The 25,246-nt window shown below is 61.9% G+C and carries 24 protein-coding genes; 15 read left to right on the forward strand and 9 right to left on the reverse strand.

Annotated elements, in window-relative coordinates; genetic code table 11:
* Positions 1-138: 138 nt before the first annotated feature.
* Entirely contained in the window at positions 139-837 is a 699-nt protein-coding gene (locus tag M727_RS0122160) for a B12-binding domain-containing protein (RefSeq protein WP_027154495.1), read from the forward strand.
* Positions 838-962: 125 nt separating this feature from the next.
* Here the strand turns inward: M727_RS0122160 and M727_RS0122165 are convergent, their stop codons facing one another.
* Entirely contained in the window at positions 963-1,172 is a 210-nt protein-coding gene (locus tag M727_RS0122165) for a hypothetical protein (protein WP_023798938.1), read from the reverse strand.
* A 274-nt stretch (positions 1,173-1,446) separates the two neighbouring features.
* Complete coding sequence (locus M727_RS37060; protein WP_036263015.1) at positions 1,447-1,587, reverse strand: entericidin A/B family lipoprotein; 141 nt, start codon at positions 1,585-1,587, stop codon at positions 1,447-1,449.
* A gap of 64 nt (positions 1,588-1,651) precedes the next feature.
* Between M727_RS37060 and M727_RS0122175 the strand changes: the two genes are divergently transcribed.
* On the forward strand, positions 1,652-2,281 hold the full coding sequence (locus M727_RS0122175) for a DUF1638 domain-containing protein (protein ID WP_027154496.1): 630 nt from the start codon (positions 1,652-1,654) through the stop codon (positions 2,279-2,281).
* 7 nt (positions 2,282-2,288) lie between these two features.
* Here the strand turns inward: M727_RS0122175 and M727_RS0122180 are convergent, their stop codons facing one another.
* Positions 2,289-3,212, reverse strand: coding sequence for an NAD(P)-dependent oxidoreductase (locus tag M727_RS0122180; RefSeq protein WP_027154497.1), 924 nt, complete (start codon positions 3,210-3,212; stop codon positions 2,289-2,291).
* Positions 3,213-3,333: 121 nt separating this feature from the next.
* Here M727_RS0122180 and M727_RS0122185 point away from each other — a divergent pair, with 121 nt between their 5' ends.
* From M727_RS0122185 to M727_RS37075, 11 genes are all read left to right on the forward strand, one after another.
* Positions 3,334-3,906: a DUF4893 domain-containing protein gene (locus M727_RS0122185; protein WP_027154498.1), complete on the forward strand. Its 573-nt coding sequence runs from the start codon at positions 3,334-3,336 to the stop codon at positions 3,904-3,906.
* Between the two features lie 401 nt (positions 3,907-4,307).
* A complete protein-coding gene (locus M727_RS37065) occupies positions 4,308-7,436 on the forward strand; it encodes an AAA family ATPase (RefSeq protein ID WP_051505684.1) in 3,129 nt (1,042 codons plus the stop codon).
* A gap of 50 nt (positions 7,437-7,486) precedes the next feature.
* Entirely contained in the window at positions 7,487-8,023 is a 537-nt protein-coding gene (locus M727_RS37070; RefSeq protein ID WP_198032678.1) for a nuclear transport factor 2 family protein, read from the forward strand.
* A gap of 441 nt (positions 8,024-8,464) precedes the next feature.
* Positions 8,465-9,376 carry a fatty acid desaturase gene (locus tag M727_RS0122205; RefSeq protein WP_245268808.1) on the forward strand — a complete coding sequence of 304 codons (912 nt, stop codon included), beginning with the start codon at positions 8,465-8,467 and terminating at the stop codon, positions 9,374-9,376.
* Between the two features lie 247 nt (positions 9,377-9,623).
* On the forward strand, positions 9,624-9,926 hold the full coding sequence (locus M727_RS0122210; RefSeq protein WP_023798930.1) for a virulence factor: 303 nt from the start codon (positions 9,624-9,626) through the stop codon (positions 9,924-9,926).
* A complete protein-coding gene (locus M727_RS0122215) occupies positions 9,919-10,518 on the forward strand; it encodes a methylenetetrahydrofolate reductase C-terminal domain-containing protein (protein WP_027154500.1) in 600 nt (199 codons plus the stop codon). Before M727_RS0122210 ends, M727_RS0122215 begins: the two co-directional genes overlap by 8 nt.
* A complete protein-coding gene (locus tag M727_RS0122220; protein ID WP_027154501.1) occupies positions 10,515-11,606 on the forward strand; it encodes a methylenetetrahydrofolate reductase in 1,092 nt (363 codons plus the stop codon). The genes M727_RS0122215 and M727_RS0122220 overlap by 4 nt, the downstream gene beginning before the upstream one ends.
* 78 nt (positions 11,607-11,684) lie before the next feature.
* Positions 11,685-12,659, forward strand: a complete 975-nt coding sequence (locus M727_RS0122225) for a methyltetrahydrofolate cobalamin methyltransferase (protein ID WP_023798928.1) — start codon at positions 11,685-11,687, stop codon at positions 12,657-12,659.
* Positions 12,610-14,739, forward strand: coding sequence for an ASKHA domain-containing protein (locus tag M727_RS0122230; RefSeq protein ID WP_036263028.1), 2,130 nt, complete (start codon positions 12,610-12,612; stop codon positions 14,737-14,739). The genes M727_RS0122225 and M727_RS0122230 overlap by 50 nt, the downstream gene beginning before the upstream one ends.
* Positions 14,740-14,790: 51 nt before the next feature.
* The gene (locus M727_RS44025; RefSeq protein ID WP_348627178.1) at positions 14,791-15,117 is read left to right on the forward strand and encodes a hypothetical protein; all 327 of its coding nucleotides are present in this window, start codon (positions 14,791-14,793) and stop codon (positions 15,115-15,117) included.
* A gap of 248 nt (positions 15,118-15,365) precedes the next feature.
* Entirely contained in the window at positions 15,366-16,349 is a 984-nt protein-coding gene (locus tag M727_RS37075) for an alpha/beta hydrolase (RefSeq protein WP_051505686.1), read from the forward strand.
* Between the two features lies 1 nt (position 16,350).
* On the opposite strand, the gene M727_RS0122250 is transcribed toward M727_RS37075, so the two are convergent.
* Positions 16,351-17,250 carry a LysR substrate-binding domain-containing protein gene (locus tag M727_RS0122250; protein ID WP_027154504.1) on the reverse strand — a complete coding sequence of 300 codons (900 nt, stop codon included), beginning with the start codon at positions 17,248-17,250 and terminating at the stop codon, positions 16,351-16,353.
* A gap of 220 nt (positions 17,251-17,470) precedes the next feature.
* On the opposite strand from M727_RS0122250, the gene M727_RS0122255 reads away from it, so the two are divergent.
* On the forward strand, positions 17,471-17,659 hold the full coding sequence (locus M727_RS0122255) for a hypothetical protein (RefSeq protein ID WP_027154505.1): 189 nt from the start codon (positions 17,471-17,473) through the stop codon (positions 17,657-17,659).
* 159 nt (positions 17,660-17,818) lie between these two features.
* Here M727_RS0122255 and M727_RS42435 read toward each other — a convergent pair whose 3' ends face one another.
* Positions 17,819-18,223 (reverse strand): hypothetical protein, encoded by a 405-nt coding sequence (locus M727_RS42435; protein ID WP_198032679.1) that lies wholly within the window; start codon positions 18,221-18,223, stop codon positions 17,819-17,821.
* A gap of 261 nt (positions 18,224-18,484) precedes the next feature.
* On the opposite strand from M727_RS42435, the gene M727_RS0122270 reads away from it, so the two are divergent.
* Complete coding sequence (locus tag M727_RS0122270) at positions 18,485-19,423, forward strand: GlxA family transcriptional regulator (protein WP_268931722.1); 939 nt, start codon at positions 18,485-18,487, stop codon at positions 19,421-19,423.
* A 53-nt stretch (positions 19,424-19,476) separates the two neighbouring features.
* On the opposite strand, the gene M727_RS0122275 is transcribed toward M727_RS0122270, so the two are convergent.
* The 4 genes from M727_RS0122275 to M727_RS0122290 all read right to left on the reverse strand — a co-directional run bounded on the left by M727_RS0122275 (position 19,477) and on the right by M727_RS0122290 (position 25,244).
* Positions 19,477-20,325, reverse strand: a complete 849-nt coding sequence (locus M727_RS0122275) for a DUF1194 domain-containing protein (RefSeq protein ID WP_027154506.1) — start codon at positions 20,323-20,325, stop codon at positions 19,477-19,479.
* Between the two features lie 214 nt (positions 20,326-20,539).
* A complete protein-coding gene (locus M727_RS0122280; protein ID WP_027154507.1) occupies positions 20,540-23,101 on the reverse strand; it encodes an FAD-dependent oxidoreductase in 2,562 nt (853 codons plus the stop codon).
* A 155-nt stretch (positions 23,102-23,256) separates the two neighbouring features.
* A complete protein-coding gene (locus M727_RS0122285; protein WP_027154508.1) occupies positions 23,257-24,015 on the reverse strand; it encodes an FkbM family methyltransferase in 759 nt (252 codons plus the stop codon).
* Positions 24,012-25,244: a hypothetical protein gene (locus tag M727_RS0122290; protein ID WP_027154509.1), complete on the reverse strand. Its 1,233-nt coding sequence runs from the start codon at positions 25,242-25,244 to the stop codon at positions 24,012-24,014. Before M727_RS0122290 ends, M727_RS0122285 begins: the two co-directional genes overlap by 4 nt.
* Between the last annotated feature and the right edge of the window lie 2 nt (positions 25,245-25,246).

Consider the following 25,246-nt stretch of genomic DNA (forward strand, 5'->3'; position numbering starts at 1 on the left):
TTCCAATAGATCTGCAGTCGCTTTCCTTTTGCGGGAAGTCGCAAATCAGCTATGGACGCAAGCCTGTAGCGGGTTAGGTATTGACGTGATATTTGAGGCCCCGCAATTGCATCTATGCGGCAAGGAGCTGGATTAAAAATGGCCGACGACGAGATCATCCTTTCCGAGCTTTCCGACGACGAGCTCGTGCAACAGATGCACGACGACCTTTATGACGGGCTGAAGGAAGAGATCGAGGAAGGCACCAACATCCTGCTCGAGCGCGGCTGGGCGCCTTACAAGGTGCTGACCGAGGCACTGGTCGAAGGCATGCGCATCGTCGGCGAGGATTTTCGCGATGGCATCCTGTTCGTGCCGGAAGTGCTGTTGTCGGCCAACGCAATGAAGGCGGGCATGTTCATCCTGCGTCCGCTGCTTGTCGCCACCGGCGCGCCGAAGCAGGGCAAGATGGTGATCGGCACNGTCAAGGGCGACATCCACGACATCGGCAAGAACCTTGTCGGCATGATGATGGAGGGCGCCGGCTTCGACGTCATCGACCTCGGCATCAACAATGCGGTAGAAAAATATCTCGACGCCATCGAACAGCACCAGCCTGACATCATCGGCATGTCGGCGCTNNTGACNACGACCATGCCCTACATGAAGGTCGTCATCGACANGATGAAGGAAAAGGGCATCCGCGACGACTACGTCGTGCTGGTCGGCGGCGCCCCGCTCAACGAGGAATTCGGCAAGGCCGTCGGCGCCGACGCCTATTGCCGCGACGCAGCCGTAGCAGTCGAGACAGCCAAGGACTTCATGAAGCGCAAGCACAACGTCCGCGCTTCGGCCTGAACTGACGAGGAGAACACAAGAGCATAAGTACGGAGCCCGTACTTATGCTCTTGCAGACGAGGCGCCGCGTAGCGCCGGTCAAGACTTCAACAAGCAACAGCGATCCGCGTAGCGGCTTGAATCGCCTATTCTGACTCTTTCGCCTCTTCCTTTTTCAGGATCGGCGTGTCGGCGGTTGTATTCGAGACGCTTGCGACTGTGGTTTGCTGATCTACGCTTGCAGCTTTGGTTTGCTGATCTACGGAAGCCGTCGTTTTGTTGTGGCCGACACATTCCGCTGCGGCGCCGGATACCGAAAGGCCCAGAGCGGCGACAACCAAGAGAGCGGTCTTCATTCTATGCTCCTAGCTTCGTTGTTGAGGTACAGGGAAAGACTACCGGCATGTCCCGCATTCGAAAAGTCAACTTTTTGTGCCTGCCGTGACGATAGGAAATTGCGGAGAGGTGGACACCAAGCCTGCGCTTCGGCCCATCTCCGCCAACTCGGCATGGACAACAGACCGAACCGCGCCTTGCGGCGCGGCTTAGTTGCTCCCATATATTACAAGGGTTTAACCTGCATCGCTTGAACTTTCTCGATAGCGATGCGCCTTGTTGATATCCGCGGGATCAGGGATTTTGGACCGTATCCTCGACCGCGTTGGCTGTCGATTTGACATCCCTGCCGACGCCGCGGACGGTGTTGGCGCAGGCCGAAAGAGCCAGGGCGCAAGCGAGGATGGCGATCGGCGCAATGCGTAGCGGTTTCATGAATGGTATCTCCCTCAACAGATAGATTCGTGGGACAGCAACGAAAATCGGTTAGACTGGTTCCATGAGCATTGCGCGAAAACTACAACCCGATCAAGGTGACAGGCTGCTTGTCATCGCCTGCGGGATGATTGCGCGCGAAGTTCTGGCCGTTAAGGAGCAGCTGGGGCTCGACCATCTCGACCTGACCTGCCTGCCGGCGGAGTTCCATTTCTACCCGGACCGCATCGCGCCGGCCATGGACAAGGCAATCGAGAAGGCCAAGGCGGACGGCTACACCAATATTTTCGTCGGCTATGCCGATTGCGGCACCGGCGGCCTGCTCGACCGCGTTTGCGAGAAGCATGGGGTCGAGCGCATGGCCGGTCCGCATTGCTTTGCCTTCTACCAGGGCATGGAAGCCTATGCGAAAATCGCCGACGACGACATGATGTCGTTCTACATGACCGATTTCCTGTGCCGGCAGTTCGATGCCTTCTTCATGAAGCCGCTCGGCCTCGACAGGCATCCGGAGCTGATCAAGGACTATTTCGGCAATTACGAGAAGCTGGTCTATATCGCCCAGACCGACGATCCGGAACTCGACAAGGTCGCCGAGAAAGCCGCGAAAATGCTCGGCCTCGCCTATGAGCGCCGTTCCACCGGCTATGGCGACCTGACGACGGAGCTGGCCAGCGCCGCGGCACACGGCTGACGTTCGATCAGGCGCGGTCTTCTTCCACTGCAAGCCCGGCAAGCACAGCGGCAAAGCGCGTCTTGCAGACGAAGCCCAGCCTGTCCCGCGCCCGCGACGCGTCGTAGACACGGTCGATCGAGGAAAACATCGTCCAGCCTTTTCGCGCATAAAGCGCCGGAAACTCCGGAAAATAACGCGCCACGACTGGCGGCGCGTCGGCGATCAATGCCTCGCAATCATCGGGCCGGAACGGCGTTGGCGCCGAGATGATGAAGACGTCGAAGCCTAGCTGTGAAGCCTTCTCCAGCGCCGCGACATGGGCCTCGGCGGCATCTTCCACGGTCAGACGACGGAACAACAGCTCATTGGCCTTGGTGTTGGCGTCCGACTGGTCGATCGCATGCGCCATGTCGTCTGCTTCGGGAAAGAACCGGGCGGTGCGCAGCACGATCGCCGGCAGTCCGGACTGGATGTGATAGAGGCGGCAAAGATGTTCGGCCGAGAGCTTGGTTACGCCGTAGATGTTGCGCGGCTCGGGCGACATGTCTTCCGTCAGCCAGGCGGCCTTGCGCGCACCGCCGGTGAGGCCGGCGCGTATGGCTTTCGAGATCATCAGCGAGGTCGTCGACGTGAAGACGAAGCGCTGAACGCCGTATAACACCGCCGCGTCGAGCAGGTTGAGCGTGCCGCGCACATTCGTCTCGATGAAATCCTCATTGCGGTGGTGTTCGATATCAGGCTTGTGCAGTGCGCCGCTGTGGACGATCGCCTCGATGCGGTTTTCCCCGACCGTCCGCATCACCAGATCACGGTCGGCGACCGAGCCGATCACCTGCGTTGGCGCCGACGGGACCGGATCCAGCCCGATGACGTCATGGCCAAGCGCCCGCAGGCGCAGCGCGAGCGCGCTGCCCAGCCAGCCTGACGACCCCGTAAGCAAGATCCGCATCGGTGAAACCACGAGTTTTAAGCTGACTGCTGTTAAGCACGGATGACAGGCCGCCGCGAACGGGTAAGTTGTATGCCAAACGAGAAAACAGGCTGTTCCAGCCGTCGCTAGGAACGCACCGATGATCGCTCGCCTCTTGATTGCCGCAGGCGTTTTCTGCTTCGCCCTGCCCGCGCTCGCCGAAGGCGAGGTGCAGAAGCTGATCACGCCCGCCGACAAGGTGCGGCTCGACAAATATGACGAGACGCGCAAGGCAGCCCTTGATGAAGCCAGGGCCGGCGAAGCCGCCGAGGTCAAGCAACTCGACGCCTTGCTGGCAAAGCCGCTGGTCGCGTTTTCCGGCAAGGACCTGACCGGCAACTGGCAATGCCGCACCATCAAGGCCGGCGGGCTGAGCCCGCTCGTCATCTATGGCTGGTTCAAGTGCAAGGTGAGCGACGATGGTTCGGGCTGGATACTGGAAAAACTCACCGGTTCGCAGCGCACCAAGGGCCGCTTCTTCGACGACGGCGAAAAGCGCGCGATCTATCTCGGCTCCATCTTTGTCAACAACGATCCCGCAAAACCCTATGGCAGCGGCCCGCAAAGCGACCAGGTCGGCTATGCCTTTCGCAACAGCGCCAACGAATGGCGCATCGAATTCCCGGCCCCCTATTACGAATCGAAGCTCGACATCCTTGAATTCAAGCGCTGAGCCCGCTGTCCTGAGGCCGATCATCAGGGTTAACCCGGCGATCTAAAGCGAACCCACGCGCTAGTGGTGAAGACCTGACGCTTGGTACACACGTAGAAGGACGCGAGACGACCCCTTGCGGACCATCCCTGATGAGAGGTCAAGGGAACGTCGTGACCCTTTCGCGACCTTGGCGCGGGCGTGGTTTAAGGACAGCTGTGGGGATCTGCCGTTCGTTCCAGCGATCTGAAATTCGGCAGGGTTCAAAGACCGGACGGTTGATCCGCCTACCTCGCTAACACGCCGGCCGCTAGAAGCCCGTCGGCCACAACTTCCATGACGTTGCATAGGACCCCAGTTGTGTAAGACTGCCGGACTGTTGCCGAAGGAGCCCTCCGGCGTCTCCACCGCGGAAGTGGGACATGGACATTGAGGAGTGGCTGCGCAGCTTAGGGCTGCAGCAATACGGCACGGCCTTTCCCGAGGAGATGAGTGAGATCATCCGAGGCTACCAGAATTGTTGCGCAGGCGAGATTACCCGCTTCGAGGGACACATTGCGAAATTCATGGGCGATGGTGTGCTGGCATATTTCGGCTGGCCACGAGCGCATGAAGATGATGCCGAGCGGGCGGTGCGCGCAGGCTTGGCGGTTGCCAGTTCAGTGGCGCAACTGCGGGCGCCGGATGGCAAGCCGCTTGCGGGCCGGGTGGGGATCGCGACGGGTCTCGTGGTGGTCGGTGAGCTTGTCGGCGACAAGGAAGCGCGCGAGCGGGCGGTGGTCGGCGAGACGCCGACCTTGGCCTCGCGACTGCAGGACTTGGCCCGGCCGGGCAGCGTAATTGTCGCCGAGAGCACAAGACATCTGCTGGGCGATCTGTTCGAGTTGGAGGATCTGGGACCACAGGTTCTGAAGGGCTTCGAGACGGCCTTGAAAGCCTATTCCGTCAGAGGCGAGGGCCGGGCCGAAAGCCGCTTCGAGGCATTCCACACCGGCGCGCTGACGAAGCTCGTTGGCCGCGAGCAGGAGCTGGCTCTGCTTCTGGAACGCTGGTCGCGGGCGGAGGAAGGTGAAGGACAGGTGATCCTCCTCTCCGGGGAGCCGGGGATTGGCAAGTCGCGCATTGTGCGCGCCTTGCGCGAGCACTTGGCCAACGAATCGTACATCCCGCTCAGCAATTACTGCTCGCCGTACCACACCAACAGTGCGCTTTATCCGGTGGTCGGACTTTTGGAGCGGGCGGCGCATTTCGACCGTGATGACACCGCCGAGATGAAGCTCGATAAACTTGAAACTCTGCTCGCTCGGGGCGGCGAGCAGGACCGGGAGGCGGCGCAAGTACTGGCCGCTCTGCTTGCGATCCCAACCGAAACACGCTACCCGCCAATCGATCTGCCGCCACAGCGCATCAAGCAACGCACGCTGGAAATCTTGGTCGAGCAGCTCGCCGGCCTAGCCAAGCAGAAGCCTGTGTTGGCCGTATACGAGGATGTGCATTGGATCGACCCTTCGACACTAGAGCTGCTGGGCCTGGTAATTGAGCGGGTCCAGCGTCTGCCGGCACTGGTTCTGATCACCTTCCGGCCGGAATTCAGCCCACCCTGGACCAGCCATGCCCATGTGACCCAGCTCTCGCTTTCTCGTCTCACGCGACGGCACGGCGCAGCCGTGGCTCTCCGCGTCACCGGCGGCAAGGCGCTACCGCGCGAGGTTCTGGACCAGATCATGGCGCGAACTGACGGGGTTCCGCTATTCGTTGAGGAACTGACCAAGACAGTCCTGGAGTCAGGCCTTTTGCGGGACGTCGGCAATCATTTCGAGTTGACCGGAACTCTCCCGCCGCTGGCGATCCCGGCTACGCTGCACGACTCGCTAATGGCTCGCCTCGATCACCTGGCGCCGGTCAAGGAGGTGGCGCAGATCGGGGCTGTAATCGGCCGCGAATTCTCGCACGATCTGCTGGCCGCCGTGGCGCCGCACGACGAAGTCAAACTGCAGGACGCTTTGGCCCAGCTCTGCAGGTCCGAGCTGATCTATTGCCGCGGTGCGCCGCCGGAAGCGACCTACAGCTTCAAGCATGCGCTTGTGCAGGATGCGGCGTATTCCAGCCTTCTTAAAACTCGGCGGCAGCAGATGCACGCGCGCATCGCCGCGGCTCTCGAAGAGCGTGTGGCAGCGGGTTCCGAGGCTTTGCCGGAGATCATTGCCCATCACTGCACCGAGGCAGGCCTTATCGAGCGGGCAGTCAGCTACTGGTGGCAAGCCGCGCAATCGGCGATCCAGCGCTCTGCAATTTTGGAGTCGATCGCGCACCTGGAAAATGGGCTAAGACTTGTCCGCACGCTACCTGACACTCAGGAGCGCGTCCGCCTGGAGCTGGATATGCAGGTGGCGTTGGGCACCGCCTTTATGGCGGCCAAAGGTTGGTCGTCGCCGGCCACCGCAGCGGCGTTCGCGCGAGCCGAGGAGTTGTGCGAGCGAGTGGACGACATCACTCTGCGCAGCGTGGCCGATTACGGCCGGTATCTCGTCTACCTCCTGCGTGGTCAACTCGATGCTGCGCTGGCAACGACGACATCGATGCTGCGCAGGGCCGAATGCGACTGCGATCGGGCCACAATCATGATCGCACACCGGTGCGTCGGCATCACGTCGGTGCACCGGGGAGATTTTGATGCCGGACGCAAGCATATGGAGGCGTCGTTGGCGCTGTACGATCCGAACGAGCACGCTGCGCTTGCCTATCGATTCGCCTATGATCCCCGTATCGCAAACCTTTGCTATATCGCCCACGCGCTGCTGCACCTCGGTTATCCCGATCAAGCATTCGAGAAATACACCGAGTTGTTACAGGCTATAAGACACCACCGGCACAGCCCATCCGCGGCGTTCGGCCTGTTCCAATCGGCCCTGTTTTGCACTTATTCGAGAGATCTCGGCGCGTATAAGCGCGACAGCAACTTTGGTGCGGATGAGGCCATTGTCGATGAACTGATCTCAATCAGTACGGAGCACGGTTTCTCACTTTGGCGTACAGCAGGGGTCATTCTCAAGGGTTGGGTTCTGATCCAGGCGGGTGAGTCGGATAGCGGTCTTGCTCAAATGCGTGACGGCATAGTCGAATGGCGTGGGCACGACGCTAAGCTTTTTGTGCCACGCTGGCTGCTCATGCTCGCCAGCGCCCTCAGCAGGCTTGGCAACCCACGCGCGGCACTCGACAGGATCGAGGAAGGGCTCGCATTGATCACCGAGACCAACGAGCGGTGGAACGAGACTGAGTTGCACCTCCGCAAGGGCGAACTGCTCCTGGACTTGAAGGCGGACGAGAAGGCCGAGGCTTCCTTCCTGCACGCGCTTACCGTGGCCCAACATCAACGCGCCAAGCTTTGGGAGCTGCGAGCCGCCACATCTCTTGCCCGACTCTGGGTCCAGGGAAACGAGCGGCAAAGGGCCCACGACCTTCTCGCACCGGTTTGCGGCTGGTTCACAGAGGGCTTCGCGACGCCGGACATCAAGGAAGCGAGGACGTTCCTCGATCTAGTAGAATCCTGATCTGCCGTTCTGGACAATCTGCTGCAGTCAACAATCTCAGGGAGGAGATGATGACGTTCCATTCACTCAGGACACGGGAAAAATTACACCCAGCTCGGATTTCGGCGGCGGTGCTGATCGCAATCACCTTGTCTGCCTTCGCGGTCGCTGCGGCGGAAGCGGCAAATGCAGCGGAAGCGGCAAAGAAATTCTTCGACGCTTACCGCGATCGGAAGGTAGACGCCATGACCACTCTTTTTACCGAGAATGCCACGTTCGTCTACGTGCCTTTCGGTGACGCTGGTTCCGGCAATGTCCTCAAAGATGGCGTGCCGGTCTGGCGGACGCTGATCGATGCTTTCCCTGACCTGCGCAACGAGGTTAGCACAATCTGGGAGGACAAGAGCGGTGACGTTGCCTTCGTGGATGTTCACATCGGCGGAAAGCAGACTAAGGACGCGTTTGGAATCACGAACAAAGGCAAGGAGTATTGGTTGCGCCATCTGTTCATTCTGGAAACTAACGAGGAAGGCCGGATCATCAAGATCACGAGCTTTTGGGACAACGCTACTTGGTACACTCAGCTCGGCAAGACCCGCCTAGAGTGATCGCGAGTCGCGCTCTATTGCGCTCGAATGAGCCACATAACGACCCCGGCCGAAACGGCGCGATTCATCCAACCCCAGGAAGCCGCGCCGGGTCGCTCGTCCCGAAGTAGCGCGTCAAGTCCAATCACTAGATGTCTGGATTGAGTGCGGATCACGATTTCGCAAGTGAGACCACGAAGGTCTTGATATGGCGCTGCCTGTGCGTTCCAATCGGCGACACGGAAGGCAGTTAACCGCCCATCGATGCAATTCGATTTGGGTATCAACCGTCAGATTTTCACGACTAGCACTATGTCTTTGCGGGCGCCGCGCCGCGGCCTGCCTTGGAAACAATGGTACCATCCGACGATCTGGGTCTATTTCTGGACCGGCGCAAAAACCGGCGTCTGGCAACGAGCGCCGATTTACCGGACGGCGCCCTGGCGATAAGCTTGCGCCGTTATGAGCGAAATCGACCACCGCACCATCATCGCCAGCCTTTCGGTCCATGATCGTCGCGACCTCACCGCCAAACTGGACAGGCCTGGCATTGTCCGGCTGGCCGTTCACGGCGGGCTGGTTGTCGTGCTGGGTGCGCTGATCGCCGCCCGCATCCCGTTCTGGCCGGTTCTCGTGCTGCCGCAGGGGATCCTGATCGTCTTTTTCTTCACGCTGTTGCACGAGACGATCCACGAAACGGCCTTCAGGACGCCGTGGCTCAATCGCGCCATCGCCGCCGTGACCGGCTTCCTGATCCTGCTGCCGCCGGCATGGTTCCGTTATTTCCATTTCGCGCACCATCGCCACACGCACGATCCGGACAACGACCCCGAACTGATGGCTCCGAAACCGGAGACCATCGGCCAGTATGTGCGCTATCTCTCCGGGATCCCCTATTGGAGCGGCATGGCGCGCGTGATCGTCGTCAACGCCGCCGGCCGCAACCGCGACGGCTTCGTGCCGGAAAAAGGCCGCGACAAGGTGACGTCGCAAGCGCGTTGGTTCCTGTTCGTCTATGCAGTGCTGCTGGCGGCCTCGCTGGCCGTGCAGTCGGCGCTTCTGCTGTGGGTGTGGATCGTGCCGGTGCTCGTCGGCCAGCCCTTCTTGCGGGCCTATCTGTTGGCCGAGCACGCGCTCTGCCCGCATGTCGCCAACATGCTCGAAAACACCCGCACCACCTTTACCACAAGGCTGGTACGCTTCGTGGCGTGGAACATGCCTTACCACTCCGAGCACCATTCTTATCCGGCCGTTCCCTTTCACCGCCTGCCGCGTTTCCACCAAATTGTCGCCGAACATCTGCGCACGACCGAGCGAGGCTATATCCGCTTCCACAGGAAGCTTGTCGGCAGCTTCGATCGTCGCGCCGGCTGATCAAAACCAGGCCAAGCATCGAATATCTTCGCGTTTCCGTTGCGGCTGCCAATTGCGTCGCTTTTGAATGCGCGCGCGTCGTCCCATAACAAGCAGCCCGACAGCGCTTCCGGCAATGCTCGCACTCACTACAGCGCCGCGCGTCCTATTGGACGCGCAATGGACGCTGTAGCACTTTATGTCGGCGCATGATCCTTTCCAAATTCGATGCCGATTTTCGGGGTCATGCGCGAGGAGTAGGAAATTCATGGCCGATCTGATCGTCGTCTACTGGCGCGACATCCCCGCCCAGGTCATCGTCAAGAAGGGCCGGCAGAACGCCAAGCGCGAACTGCCGCTGCGCTTTACCGAGGCGATCGACATGTGCGCGATGCGCACCGGCGCCGGCGGCACCGACGACTACCTTGCCGAATGGCGCAAGGCCGACCCCGTGTCGGTCAGCGACGATCTTGAAGGCGAGGTGGAAAAAGCCTTTCAGGACATCGACGCGAAATACGACCGCGAGCGGCTGGTCGCTCTGGTCAAGGCGGGCGGAAAAGAAGATGTCTGAAACCACCCCGGCGATTACCCAGGCCACTCTGGTCAAGAAGGCAGCGCCGAAATCCGACTACAAGCCGGCCGACGTGTCGCCGCAGCGGCGCGTGCAGCGCTCCTTCGCTGTCAGGCTGTGGTCCGTCCGCCACTCGCGACTGCTCGAATGGTTCTACGCCAGGTTCTCCGACATGTTTTTGCTCCTCCATCCGCTGTGGAAGCGCATCGGTTACGGCCGCGTCGAAGGTCCGATCAAATTCGTCGAAAAACGCGTCAAGGGTTTTATGTTCGACTGCCGCATGTGCGGCCAGTGCGTCCTTTCTTCTACCGGCATGTCGTGCCCGATGAATTGCCCCAAGCAATTGCGCAACGGCCCTTGCGGCGGTGTGCGTGCCAACGGAAATTGCGAGGTCGAGCCTGACATGCCGTGCGTCTGGGTCAAGGCCTGGGAAGGTTCACGCAATATGGTGCATGGCGACAAGATCCTCGACGTGCAGAAGCCGGTCGACCAGTCGCTGCGCGAGACCTCGGCATGGCTGCGGGTGACCGCACAGGCCGCCGCCGCCCGCGAAGCCGCGCGCAACGTTCCAAAACCTGGGGCACCGGCATGATCGGCCGCCAGCCCGACGAGAACCCGGCCGGCATCCATCTGCCGCTCGACCCCCTGCCCGGCCACACCTCGCGCGGCCGGCTGGAGCGCGTCCTGAGGCGCGGCGAATTCGCGGTGACCACCGAGCTCAACCCGCCCGACAGCGCCGATCCGGAAGACGTCTACAACCGCGCCAAAATCTTCGACGGCTGGGTCGACGCCATCAACGCCGTCGACGCCTCGGGCGCCAACTGCCACATGTCGTCGGTCGGCATCTGTGCGCTGCTGACCCGCATGGGTTATGCCCCGATCATGCAGATCGCCTGCCGCGACAGGAACCGCATCGCCATCCAGGGCGACGTGCTGGGCGGGGCGGCGATGGGCGTCGCCAACATGCTGTGCCTGACCGGCGACGGCGTGCAGGCCGGCGACCAGCCAGGCGCCAAGCCGGTATTCGATCTCGACTGCATGTCACTGCTGGAAACCTGCCGCATCATGCGCGACAACGGCAAGTTCCTGTCCGGCCGCAAGCTGACGACGCCGCCGCAGCTTTTCCTCGGCGCGGCGATCAACCCTTTCGCGCCGCCGATCGATTTCCGCCCCTACCGGCTGGGCAAGAAAATCGCCGCCGGCGCGCAATTCGTGCAGAGCCAGTACTGCTTCGACGTGCCGATGTTCCGCACCTACATGCAGCAGGTCCGCGATCTCGGTTTTACGGAAAAATGCTTCATCCTGTGCGGCGTCGGACCGCTGGCCTCGGCCAAGACCGCCAAATGGATCCGCTCAAACGTGCCGGGCATTCATATCCCCGATTCGATCGTCAAGCGGCTGGAAGGCGCCCAGGACCAGAAGAAGGAAGGCAAGCAGCTCTGCATCGATATCATCAACGAGGTGAAAGAAATTCCCGGCGTCTGCGGCGTCCATGTGATGGCCTATCGCCAGGAGGAATATGTCGCCGAGATCGTCGATGAATCGGGCGTGCTGAAGGGGCGCCAGCCCTGGAAACGCGAAATCCGCCGCGACGATCAGCTCGTCGCCGACCGGCTCGACCACATTTTGCACGACGAGATCACCGAAACGCAGGTCGACATGGTCAAGACCGCGCATTGATGGCGCGGACGCCACCATTCGCTTGATCGAAAACAGAAACGATATAAAGAAGTCTTTATATCACGAGGGAGAGATTGCATGACCCGGACGATCGTCGCCTCGGCGACACGAGAAATCATCATCGGCTTCGACCAGCCCTTCTGCGTGATCGGTGAGCGCATCAATCCAACCGGGCGCAAGAAGCTCGCGGCCGAGATGATCGCAGGCAATTTCGATACCGTCATCAGGGACGCGCTGGAACAGGCCGCCTGCGGCGCGACCATGCTCGACGTCAATGCCGGCGTCACCTCGGTCAACCCGAACGAGACAGAACCCGGCCTGCTGGTGCAGACGCTGGAGATCGTGCAGGGGCTGGTCGACCTGCCGCTGTCGATCGACAGTTCGGTGACCGCGGCGATCGAGGCGGCGCTCAGGGTCGCCAAGGGCCGGCCGCTGGTCAACTCCGTCACCGGCGAGGAAGAAAAGCTCGAAGCCATCCTGCCGCTGGTCAAGAAATACAATGTCCCGGTGGTTGCCATCTCCAACGACGAGACAGGCATTTCGATGGATCCGGATGTGCGCTTTGCCGTCGCCAAGAAGATCGTCGAGCGCTGCGCCGATTTCGGCATTCCGGCGCATGACGTGGTCGTCGACCCGCTGGTCATGCCGATCGGCGCGCTCGGCGACGCCGGCCGCCAGGTCTTTGCCCTGCTGCGCCGGCTGCGTGAAGAGCTCAAGGTCAACACCACCTGCGGCCTGTCAAACATCTCGTTCGGCCTGCCGCACCGCCACGGCATCAACGCCGCCTTCATCCCGATGGTGATCGGCGCTGGCATGACCTCGGCGATCATGAACCCGGTGCGGCCGCAGGAGATGGAAGCGGTGCGCGGCGCCAATGTGCTGAACGGCACCGACGAGAACTGCACCAACTGGATCAGGACCTACAAGGACTACAAGCCGGCCGAAGGCGGCCAGGCGATCGCGGCGCCCACGCAGGTCAATGCGCCGGGCGAAGGCAATGGCAATGGCGGTCGCCGGCGCGGGGGTCGTGAAGCCCGTATGGCCCGAGGATAAGCGCGCAATCGTGAACTCTCCTGCCAACATCACCGATCCACTCGTGCTGTTCATGCCGTCCGGCAAGCGCGGGCGGTTTCCGGTCGGCACGCCGGTGCTCGATGCCGCACGCCAGCTCGGCGTCTATGTCGAGAGCGTGTGCGGTGGACGCGCCACCTGCGGGCGCTGCCAGGTCGAGGTGCAGGAAGGCAATTTCGCCAAGCACAAGATCGTCTCTTCCAACGACCACATCTCGCCCAAGGGCGCCAAGGAGGAACGCTACGAACGCGTGCGCGGCCTTCCCGAACGGCGCCGCCTGTCCTGCTCGGCGCAGATCCTCGGCGATCTCGTCGTGGATGTGCCGCAGGACACGGTCATCAACGCCCAGACCATTCGCAAGGATGCCGACACCAGGGTCATTGCCCGCGATTCGGCAATCCACATGTGCTATGTCGAGATCGAAGAGCCCGACATGCACAATCCATCAGGCGATCTCGATCGCCTGAAGATCGCGCTGATGAAGGACTGGGGGCTCAACAGCCTCGATTTCGATTTCCATCTGCTGCCGCAGGTGCAAGGCATCCTGCGCAAAGGCAACTGGACCGCGACCGCCGCCATCCACAAGGATGCCGAAAGCGAGACCGCGCGGGTCATCTCGTTGTGGCCCGGCCTCAAGAACGAGGCCTACGGGCTTGCCTGCGATATCGGCTCGACCACCATCGCCATGCATCTGGTGTCGCTGCTGTCGGGCCGCGTCGCCGCCTCGTCAGGCACGTCGAACCCGCAGATCCGCTTCGGCGAGGATCTGATGAGCCGCGTTTCCTATGTGATGATGAACCCGGACGGCCGCGAAGGCATGACGGTCGCGGTGCGCGAGGCGATCTCGGGTCTCGTCGACAAGGTTTGCGCGGAAGGCAACGTCCAGCGCAACGACATCCTGGATTGCGTCTTCGTCGGCAATCCGATCATGCACCATCTGTTCCTCGGCATCGATCCGACCGAACTCGGCGGCGCGCCCTTCGCGCTGGCCGTCTCGGGCGCCGTGCACATCAAGGCGTCGGATATCGGCCTGAAGCTCAACCAGGGCGCCAGGCTCTACATGCTGCCGTGCATCGCCGGCCATGTCGGCGCCGACGCGGCTGCGGTGACGCTGTCGGAAGGCCCGCACCGCCAGGACGAGATGATGTTGATCGTCGACGTCGGCACCAATGCCGAGATCGTGCTCGGCAATCGCCAGCGGGTAGTAGCAGCCTCCTCACCCACCGGTCCGGCCTTCGAGGGCGCGGAAATCTCCGGCGGCCAGCGCGCCGCGCCCGGCGCCATCGAGCGCGTCCGCATCGATGCCGACACGCTGGAGCCGAAATACCGCGTCATCGGCTCGGAACTGTGGTCCGACGAGCCCGGCTTCCTCGACAGCGTGCAGGCAACCGGCGTCACCGGCATCTGCGGCTCCGGCATCATCGAGGTGGTCGCCGAGATGTACCTGGCCGGCATCATCTCCGAGGACGGCGTCGTCGACGGTGGGCTCTGCGCCCGCTCGCCGCGCGTGACCGCCAGTGGCCGCACCTTCTCCTACGTGCTGAAGGAGGGTGAGCCGAGGATCACCATCACCCAGACCGACGTGCGCGCCATCCAGCTCGCCAAGGCAGCACTCTATGCCGGCACCAAGCTGTTGATGGAAAAGCAGCACACCGATCATGTCGACCGCATCCACTTCGCCGGCGCCTTCGGCTCCTTCATCGATCCGAAATACGCCATGGTGCTGGGACTGATCCCCGACTGCGATCTCGACAAGGTCTCGGCCGTCGGCAACGCCGCCGGTGCCGGTGCGCGCATGGCGCTGCTCAATCGCGGCTATCGCCGCGAGATCGAGGAAACGGTGAGCCGGATCGAGAAGATCGAGACTGCGCTGGAGCCGAGATTCCAGGAGCATTTCGTCTATGCCATGGCGCTGCCGAACAAGATCGACCCGTTCCCGAAACTATCGGCGGCGGTGAAGCTGCCGCCGCGCAAGACTGTCAGCGAGGACGGCATTGCCGGCGATGCCGCGCCACGGCGTCGTTCGCGCGAAGGCCACGCCGCCCGGCGCGGCCGGGGTTAGCCCCCCGCGGCTAAAAAGCTGCACTTCGCCCTCATTCTCGTTGGCATGCCCATGTTTCCGGATCAGCCCGAACTGAAACAAGGCGCTGTTATCAGTGAAATCCACCAGATACACACGCGGCGCATTTATCCGGCATCGAACGGCAGGCAGGAAATAACTTTCAGCCGCCGCAGCACTCTAAGGGAGATGAAGATGTCGATGTTCGAAAGTCTCGGCCGCTTTGGTACGGCCATCAAGCACGCGCACAGCAGGAACAGGTCGGTCCGGGCCATGAACAGCCTGCCGCCCGAAATTCAGAAGGACATCGGCTGGCCCGTGTCGCCGCGCAACGACCCGCAGGTCAGCTTCTCGGCCCTGCTTCTGGGTTCGGCGCGCTGATGACCTTCGCCGACAAATGCAAGCTGCTGGCCAAGCGCCGGAGCCGTCATCCGGCTCCGGCAGCAATCGACCGTCGGCTGCGCGCCGTACTGCTGCCCAGGCGCTGAGCGATGCTGCGCTGGCCTTGATTGCCAGCCAGATCACAGGGCCGTGTTGAGACCGCGCAAATCTTGACATTCTGGGCGAAGGCACGATCTTCGATTGCGAGGGGTTCTCTTAGTCGGCTCAGCCGAAGTCCGTGTGTCCGCATGCCCAGTATCAAAAGCCACGTCGTTTCCTTCGTGCTCAGGTATAGCCGCAAGAAAGCCTTTTCCAGCCCGGAAAACCTGCAGCGCTGGATCGCCTACGCTCGCAAGACGGAGAACCATCAGCCGCCCGCATCGCTGCATCAGCGTTTCGAGATCGCGACGCGCAGCGTCGACGGCTTTCCCGTGTACGAGATCGCACCAAAGACCGGCGAGCGAAAGCGGATCCTCTACCTGCATGGCGGCGCCTATGTCTTTCAAATCTCGTCTTATCACTGGGGACTGATCGCCGATATGGCCGACCGGCTGGGCTTCGGCATCACCGTGCCGATCTACCCCATTGCTCCCGAACACGATTTCCATGCCATGTTCGGCATGGTCGGCGAGGTCTACCGTCAGATGCTCGACGAAACGGAAGCGCAGGACATCGTCTTCATGGGCGATTCCGCCGGCGGCAACATGGCCGTGGTGCTGACCATGATGGCCGCGGAGGAAGCCCTGCCCTTGCCGTCGCGCCATGTGCTGATTTCGCCAGGCCTCGACATGTCGCTGGCCAACCCCGAAGTGTTCGAGGCGGAACGCAATGATCCGTGGCTGGGCATTCCTGGTGGCCTCGAGGCGATCCGGCTTTACAGTGCCGGCATCGATCCCAGCGACTGGCGCATCAGCCCGCTTTACGGCGACCTCTCGGTGTTGCCGAAAACGCTGCTTCTGACCGGTTCGCGCGACATGCTGACCCCCGACAATCTGATCTTCGCGCAAAAGGCCGGTGCCGCCGGTGTCGAGATAGAGGTCGTCTACGAGGAAGGCATGTTCCACGTCTGGCCGCTGATCGACATGCCAGAGGCGCGGCGCGCGCGAGACAGCATCGCGACGTTTTTAACCAGCGAAACCGAGAGCTATCACGCCAAGGCCGGCGAATTGGCGCTGCAAAGAACAGGTCGTGAAGTCCCCACTCACAACCTGTTTGCGCCATTGAGGTCCTGAGTCAAAATTTCCCGGTTTCTCTGAACACTTCGAACGTCGCCCGGATGTGATCGGCAACGGCTTTCACCGGCGCGCTGGCGTCCGGCGCCACGACCATGGCCAGATTGTAGGTGCCGATGTCCGGCATGCCGTCCTTCGGGCAAAGCTCGACCATGTCGCTGCCGAGGAACGATTTCGGCAGCGGCGCCACCGCGAGGTCGGACATGATTGCGGCCCGCTGGCCGGCGGTGTGCGCGCTCATATAGGCGACCCGATAGTTGCGGCCCTCACGCCCGAGCGCCTCGAGGGCGCCTGCCCGCCAGGCACAGCCCTCTTCCCACAATGACACCGGCAGCGGTTCGCGCAGATGCGCGCAGCCGCCCTTGGCGCCGGCCCAGACGATCGGTTCGGTGAGCAGCACTTCGGCGCCGAGCGCGCTGGTCTTGTAGGAATTGGTGAGAAGCGTGATGTCGAGCGCCCGGTCGTCCATGCGCCGGCGCAGATTGATGCTCTGGTCGATGGTCACGTCGACAGCGATCGAAGGATGCGACTGTGCAAAACGCTTCAGCACATGCGGCAGCACGCGCTCGCCATAGTCGTCCGGCGAGCCGAGCCGCACCACCCCGACAATGTCGGGGATGATGAACTTTGACACCACCTCGCGGTTGATCGACAACAGCCGGCGGGCGTAGCCGAGCAGCATCTCGCCATCCGTGGTCAGTGTCACCGAGCGGGCGTCGCGAGCGAACACGGAGCGGCCTAGAATGTCCTCAAGCTTCTTGATCTGCATGGAGACGGCCGACGGCGTGCGGAAGACGGCACTGGCAGCGGTGGTGAAACTGCCGGTCTCGGCGATCGCCACGAAGGTGCGCAAGACGTCCAGATCGAGCAGCGGCAACGGATGATTGAGTGGGGCGTTCATCGGGATCGACCTTCAATTTTTCTGATGCAAACTATCATTCCATTTCGTTTGATTGAACATCACTTTGGGAGGATAGTCAACTCCATCGAAGGCAGACTCATCGTTGAAACGACTGCGACACTGATCTGCAATCGACACGAAATGAAGCTGAAACAAACCGGATGTAGCGCTTGGTCCGCCGAGCGACCGGCACCCGACCCAACCCTAAAGGAGAATTAATATGTCTATCCTGTCATCCATCGGCCGCATCGCGACCGAATTCAGCGCGGCCCGCACCCGCTACCAGACCGAACGCGCCATCCGCTCTCTGCCGATCGAACTGCAGAAGGATATCGGTTGGCCTGAAGCCGCCGACACCAAGACCGGCACTCGCCACGGCGTTGGATCCTGGGCTGGCGGAGCAAAATAGATCGTGTGTATCAAAAGCTGAAGGCCTGCCGCACAGACCATGTCCGGCAGGCCTTTTTATTTGTTGATCAAATGTTCTTTTATAGCCATGTCGCCGCAGCATAACGCATATGAATACGCTGCATAGCAGCGGGATTCCTGCCTAACGCCTTGTACATATTCACAAATCTTGGGCAGACTGCCCAAACTTGTCGCATTCCATGTCGCTTTTCATGTCAAGTGCTTCGCTTTTGTGATTTAGTTTCCCTTCACGTAAGCCTATATCAGCGCCAGCCAACGAGCTGCCCCACTCCATCACGCGAAGGCGACCCGTCTGAGCAACCGAATGGAGATGATGATGAAGCTTTTTGCCCGCCTTTTTGCTCGCCGTGAAATGAGCCTGACGACCGCGCTCGAGCGCCAGCGCCTTGCCAACACCATGCCGGGCCAGACCGGCGCCGTGGCCGCCGCACGCCTCGGCTTCGTCGCCTGATCTGCCAAGCTCGCAAGCGGCGCTCGCTGCTGCTGCTGCTTCGAAGTTGATCACAGCGCCGCTTCGGTTTGCCGAGGCGGCGTGCTTGGTCATGCCCCGACCACGTGCGGCAAATGCTTAATCCGGCAGCATGTCGGGTCCGTCATCGCATAGCGATTGCCCATTTGCGACCGATGTCGCAAATAAAGTCTTTCTGTTGCCGCCTAGCCGATTGACAAGAAAAGTTTTTCCTGATGTCGCTATGCTGATCGCGACATCCTGTTCGCGCCATTGCAGCGTGAGGGTTACCCTGTGAACGTCGTAAATCATCCGATCAGGCGATCGTTTGTATTCTTCCTGGTCCCCGATTTCACCATGATCGCCTTTGCAACGGCGCTCGATCCGTTGCGCTCGGCCAACCGGATGCTCGGCTACGAGGCCTACCGCTGGCGGCTCGCCAGCATCGACGGCAAGCCGGTGCGCGCCTCGAACGGCGTCGAATGCGCCGTCGACACCTCGCTGGAGGACGAACGCAAGAAGATGTCCGGCTCCGAACGGCCGAATATGGCGGTCGTTTGCAGCGGCATCAATGTCGAGCGCTACCAGAACAAATCGGCCTTCGCCTGGTTGCGCGAGGAATACAATCGCGGCGTCGCCATCGGCGGCTTGTGCACTGGCGCTCATATACTGGCCGCCGCGGGCCTGCTGTCCAACAAGCGCTGCGCCATTCATTGGGAGAACCTGCCGGGCTTTTCCGAAGCGTTCCCGAAGGCCAATGTCTTTGCCGACCTCTTCGAGATCGACCAGAACATCTACACCTGCGCCGGCGGCACCGCGGCGCTCGATATGATGCTGAAGCTGATCGGCGACGATTTCGACGACAATCTGGTTAACCGGGTCTGCGAGCAGGTCTTGACCGACCGCGTGCGCAGCCCAACCGATCGCCAGCGCCTGCCGCTGCGCGCACGCCTTGGCGTGCAGAACTCCAAGGTGCTGACCATCATCGAATTGATGGAAGCAAACCTGTCCGAGCCGCTGTCGCTGATCGAGATCGCCGACCATGTCGACCTGTCACGCCGGCAGATCGAGCGCCTGTTCCGCACCGAGATGGGACGATCCCCTGCCCGCTACTATCTGGAGATCCGCCTCGACCGGGCCCGGCACTTGCTGATCCAATCATCGCTGCCGGTGGTCGAAGTGGCGGTCGCTTGCGGCTTCGTCTCCGCCTCGCATTTCTCCAAATGCTACCGCGAGCTCTATGCGCGCTCGCCGCAGCAGGAGCGCGTCGATCGCAAGCAGTTGCTGGCCGCGTAGACAAGACAAGGCAATATTTTGCACGCGTACCTCTGGCGGATGGCGATTGAAGTCTAGCGGGTGTCGAACATCCAGCTTCGGTCGCGCCACATTTTCTCGCCGACCTGGCAGTCGGTGGCCGGCTTGTCCTGCGCCAGCACCACCGGCGGATGCGCCGCTTCTTCCGCCGCCCATTGCGGTGAGGCAGGCCCGGCAAGCTCAAGCACCAGCTTGCGGCGGATCGCTTCGGGAAACTGCGTCCACTCGTTGACCGGGATCATGAACGCGCCGGGCCCGCCGATGACGCAGTCTGTGTAATAGCGGTCGAGATAGTTGACGTCGTAGACGCTAGTGAAGCCGCCCCGGGTCATCAGCGGCAGGCCGTTGATGGTAATGCCTTGCCTGACCAGTTCGTCACGGATGATGTCGACGGGGGCACCTTGATTGTTGGGGCCATCGCCTGAAATGTCGATGACGCGCTTGACGCCCTGAAAGCCGCTCTCGGCGAAGAGATCGCTGCTGAATTGCAAGGCACCGGAAATCGAGGTGCGCCGCGCGCTGTTGGGCGCATGGGCGGAGAGTTGCTCGACCACCCGCTCGGCGTCGGCACGATTGGCGATCACCGTCCACGGCACGATGATGTGCTGCCAGGTCGTGCCGGCCCATTCGACATAGGTGACGGCAATCTTGCCGTAGGCGCCGTCGGCGATGGCCTGCAGTACCGTGTCATGCGTCAGTGCCGCGACATAGCCGCGACGCTGGATTTCGAGTTCGGCCGGCGACATCGACAGCGAAACGTCGACCGCCAGCACCAGTTCGACGTCGACGGGATCGGCAGCGCGGGATTCCGGCGCCTGGACGAACGTCAGCGCCAGCGCGGCGGCGCCTGAGAGGAGATGTCCTGCGCGGGGAAAAGCAGACATGCCGCAAGGTAAGCGAAAATCGTCGCGCCACAAAGCGAAAAGCCTAGCCACCGGGCTAATGCATGTCGCCCAAAAGGCGCAGCGGAGTTGGGTAGCGACATGCATAACAACAAGAGCTTAAAGCACGTCGCATGACTTCCCTCAGACGCAACGCGCCTTAGGTCCTTGCATTCACGTTTTTGCGAGTCCGCCTTCACCTTCTATTGTGGGAGGCTCAGCTGCGTGGCTTGAGGTTCTCCGGGTCGTAGAGCGGCCTGTACCCGACGGCGGCCACTTCGACCGGGTATTTCTCGCCGAAATACTCGACATCCAGCTTGCGGCCCTCCTGGCAATACGCCCACGGCAGATAGGCGAGCGCAATGTTCTTGCCGATGGTCGGGCCGTAGGCGACCGAGGTCGTGAACGATCGGCGACCGAGTTCGTCGACCAGCGTCTCACCAGTTTGCGGGTCCATCACCGGCATCGTGCTGACGGGATAGCGGGCCACGCCCCTGGAATCGACATTGTCCGTCATGACAAGCGTGCAGAGCATGGCCGGCTGATGCGCGCGGGCGCGATAGTCCAGATGCTTTGCCTTGCCGCTGAAATCGGCCTCCTTGACCTTCGGGCGGGCAAGATCGGCCTCCAGCAGATTGTACTCGGTCAAAAGATCCGCATTCTGCAGGCGCAGGCTCTTCTCCATGCGGCGGCTGTTGGCATAGGTCTCGACGCCAAAAGCCATCACGCCGGTCGAACGCAAAGCATCCCATACGGCCAGGCCGTCTTCGTATCGCATATGCAGTTCCCAGCCCTGCTCGCCGACATAGGAGATGCGAAAAGCGGTCACGTCCTTGCCGGCGATCCTGACAGGCTTGATTGCGGCAAAGGCAAAGTTCTCCGGCGTCAGGCCATCGGGGTCCTCGACGACCTTCTGCAAGGTCGAGCGCGCGTTCGGACCCCAGATACCGACGGTCACGTATTTTTCGGTCACGTCGGTGATGGCGACATCGAACCCTTTGTCTGCTGCCGTCCGCCGCATGTAGTGGAAGTCGCGCGGGCCGGCATCTGCGCCGTCGATGACGCGGCAGCGGTCGGCCATGCGGATGACGGTCAGGTCGGCGCGCACCATGCCCTCGCCGTCGAGGAAGTGGGTATAGATGCCTTTGCCGATGTTAGCATCGCCGCCGATCCTGGCCGCGCACAGCCATTCCATCAGCGCGACATGATCCGGGCCTTCCACGTCGTACATCGCGAAATGCGACAGGTTGACGATGCCGCAATCCTCGCTCATGGCGAGATGCTCGGCATTGGAGACGCGCCAGAAATGGCGGTTGTCCCACTCGTTTTCGCGCACCGGCACCCGGTTGCCGTATTTCTCGAGCAGGTGCTCGTTGGCGGCATAGCCATGGACGCGCTCCCAGCCGCCGAGTTCCATGAAATAGCCGCCGAGTTCCTTCTCGCGCTCCCAGAAGGGCGAGCGGCGCACGTCGCGAGCCTTGGAGAAGGGCTCGCGCGGATGGACGGCCGGATTGTAGACTTTCCCCGCCGTTTCGGTGCAGCGGTCCCAGATGAACTGCTCTTGCGTCTGGTGCGGATAGAAGCGCGCATAGTCGATGGCGTGGTGGTCGATCGACGTCCGGCCGTCCGTCATCCAGTCGGCGATGAGCTTGCCCATGCCGGGGCCGTCCTTGACCCAGATCGCCACGGCATACCAGAGGCCGCGCACCTTCTGGCTCTCGCCCATGGAGGGGCCGCCGTCTGCCGTCACCTGCAGAAGCCCGTTGAAGGAATGGCTCTCATTGTAGCCCAATTCGCCCAGGATCGGCGTCAGTTCCATGGCGCGCTCGAGCGGCGCCAGGATCTGTTCCATGTCGAGGTCGCGCTGCGAGGGCGAAAGACGGGCTTGGTCCTTCTCCAGAAGGTCGCGCGGATGGCAAAGGCGCGGATTGGTCTCTTCGTAATAGCCCCACTCGATCTGCCCGCCTTCGGCGGTCTTGGGATCGCCGGTATCGCGCATGTAAGCCGAGTTGCCCTGGTCGCGCAGCAGCGGCCAGCCGATCTCCTTGCCGGTGCCGGCGAACTCGGTATAGGGCCCGAAGAAGGTGAGCGGATGATCGATCGGCATGACCGGCAGGTCCTCGCCCACCATTTCCGCGATCAGCCGGCCCCAGATACCGGCGCAAACGATCACGTAGTCGGCTTCGATGGTGCCGCGATCGGTCACCACGCCCTTGATGCGACCGTTCTCGACGATAAGCGACCTGGCCGGCGTGTTGGCGAAGGATTTGAGTTTGCCGGAGGCTTCCGCCTGGTCGACCAGCTTGCCGGCGACCGTTTGCGAGCGCGGGATGACGAGGCCGGCATCGGGATCCCACAGGCCGCCCTGCACCATCTCTTCTTCGATCAGCGGGAATTTCTGCTTGATCTCGGCCGGCTCGATCAGGCGGGCACGCGTGCCGAAAGCCTTAGCGGAGGCGATCTTGCGCTTGATCTCCGCCATGCGGGCGTCATCGCCGACACGAGCGACCTCGAGGCCACCGATGCGGGCGTAATGACCCATCTTTTCGTAAAAATCGATGGAGTAGAGCGTCGTCCAGCAGGACAGGAAATCATGGCTGGTGGTGTAGCAGAAGTCGGAGGCGTGCGCTGTCGAGCCGATATCGGTCGGGATCCCCGACTTGTCGATGCCGACGATGTCGTCCCATCCGCGCTCGATCAGGTGATTGGCGATCGATGCGCCGACAATACCGCCCAGCCCGACGATGACGACCTTCGCCTTTTCCGGAAACCCTGCCATTGCCCGCGACTCCAAAGTGGTAAAGCGGGCACCGGCGCCCGTTGATCGGCGCACAATATGCAGGCGGCAGCCGCCATGCTACCGCCTGTTTGCGACACGCTGCAGGTGCGACGCGACCCGAAAAGATCAGCTGCTTTCGGGCCAAGGGCTACCCCTCAGGCGAAAGCCCAGATGTCCTCTGCCTGGAAACCGACCTGGTAGCCGGCGGTCTTCAACTTGACCACGACCTGGCCGATCTCGGCCGCCGGCAACGCACCGACCTCGACCTTGATCATGCCGGGACGGTAGCGCTCGAGGTCGAGCTGCTCGAAGACGATCCAGTCGGCGCCTTCGCAATCGACAAGGAAGGCGTCGATATGGGTGATGCTGTTGCGGTCGAGCAGCGTCTGCAATGTCTCCGACGGCACTTCGATATCCCTGAGGTGCGGCGCGAATTTGTTGAAGTTGGCATCGGCCTGGCCCCAGGCATTCTTGCCCGACATCAGATTGGTGTCGGTCACCGACGAGCAGCCGATGAACTCGATCGGCAGCGTGCCAGCCTCGAGTGCGGCGGCATCGAAGGTGTGGACCGTGATCGTTCCCTTGGTCTTCGTCACCGCGACCGGCTCGATGATGAAGCGGCTCGTATCGGTATAGTTGGCGCGCAACCGCTTCTGGTTGTGCGGGATCGGCTCGACCAGTACGGCGCGAGCGTGTGGGATGCGGTGCAGCCACGGCGTCACATCGTCGAACAACACGCCATCGCAGGCGCCGATATTGACCATCTGGAACCGCCTTTTTGCCCCACTGAGGCGCGCCTTCAGCGCCGCCTTCGCCAGGAACTTCGTACCGCGCAGCGACGGCCCGCGATCGAGGATGCCAGCGGGGAGGCCGAGCGACAGCGCGATGCGCGCCAGGCTGGAAACGGAACTCATGACTTGTCTCCAGGAATGACGTGCAATGGCGCGGCGTCGCGCTCTTTGGTGCTCGCTGCCCACAACGCCATGAAGGGGCCGGCGAGCAGCAGGAACGGCGGGATCAAATTGGGAAAGTAGATGCGGGTGTCGTGGATCGGGAAGACGGTGAACTTCGCCAACACCCCAAGCACCAACGCCGCAAACAGGATGCCGGCGCGGCGGTCGAGCTTGAAGCCGGCGCGGCTTGCCGCATAGCAGCCCGCCAGCGCCAGCACCGAAATGCCGACCCAGCTGTTCAGGCTGACGGCACGGATCAGAGAGGCGGCTAAAGCCCGGAGATAGGCGACAGCCGAGAACGGCGGATCGAAGCCGTTCATGTTGTAATGCTGCTCGATGCTGGAGAACCACAGATGCGGCCACCAGCCTGGGTGCTGCGCCCAATGCGAGATGGCGAAATAGGCGACGAGCGAGGCGGCAAAGCCGGCCAGCGCGCCCCACGCCTTCTGCCGGAAGGCCAACAGCAGCACGGCAAAAATAGCAAGGAAAACAATATTGTCGGGCCGAGCCATGAAAGCGAGGAAGAGCAGGATCGCGGTGGCCACTTCACGACCGCGCCTATAGGCAAAGAGCCCGCCGAGGAACAGCGCCGAGCACAGCAGATCAGGCGTCAACGCCCGCGCCGCGTCACCGAAATCGGCCATGATCAGCACCGCGCCGAGAACCGGCGCCAGCGCCAGCGCGCCCTCAGAGCGCAGCCAGAGCAGCGCGATCGCGCCGAACAGCAGCACCGAGAACACCTGCAGTAGCAGCATCGCCTCGACCGGCGACATCGCCGAGCTCATCGTCGACAGGATCTCGGCGTAAAGGAACTTGATCCGGTACATGCCGAGCAGCGAATGGAAATCGGCGGCATTCCCGGCCATATGACTGCGGAAGCCGCCGGCATCATCGGTCAGCGCCTTGTAGTCGCTCGCCGACAGGCCGTCCCTGACCGTGCCATAGGCATAATCGTGCAGCGCCCGCACATCGCGATAGGTGCCCTCCTCGGCGATCGCAAGGTAGGGCAGCATGTCCCAATTGGCGTCAGGCATGAACCATGCCGTCGCCGCGGTCAGCAGGACGTAGAGCGCGAAGGCAGCCGCCCCGATCGGTGCGGCAAGACGCGCATAGGTGCCCTCGCCCCATGCCAGACCGGCCTTGGTCAGCCGGTCGAGCAGGTTTGTCGGAGCCGGAGACTTGCTCAGCATGG

Origin of the sequence: Mesorhizobium sp. WSM2561 (genome assembly GCF_000513915.1) — a bacterium.
Classification (GTDB): Bacteria; Pseudomonadota; Alphaproteobacteria; order Rhizobiales; family Rhizobiaceae; genus Mesorhizobium; species Mesorhizobium muleiense.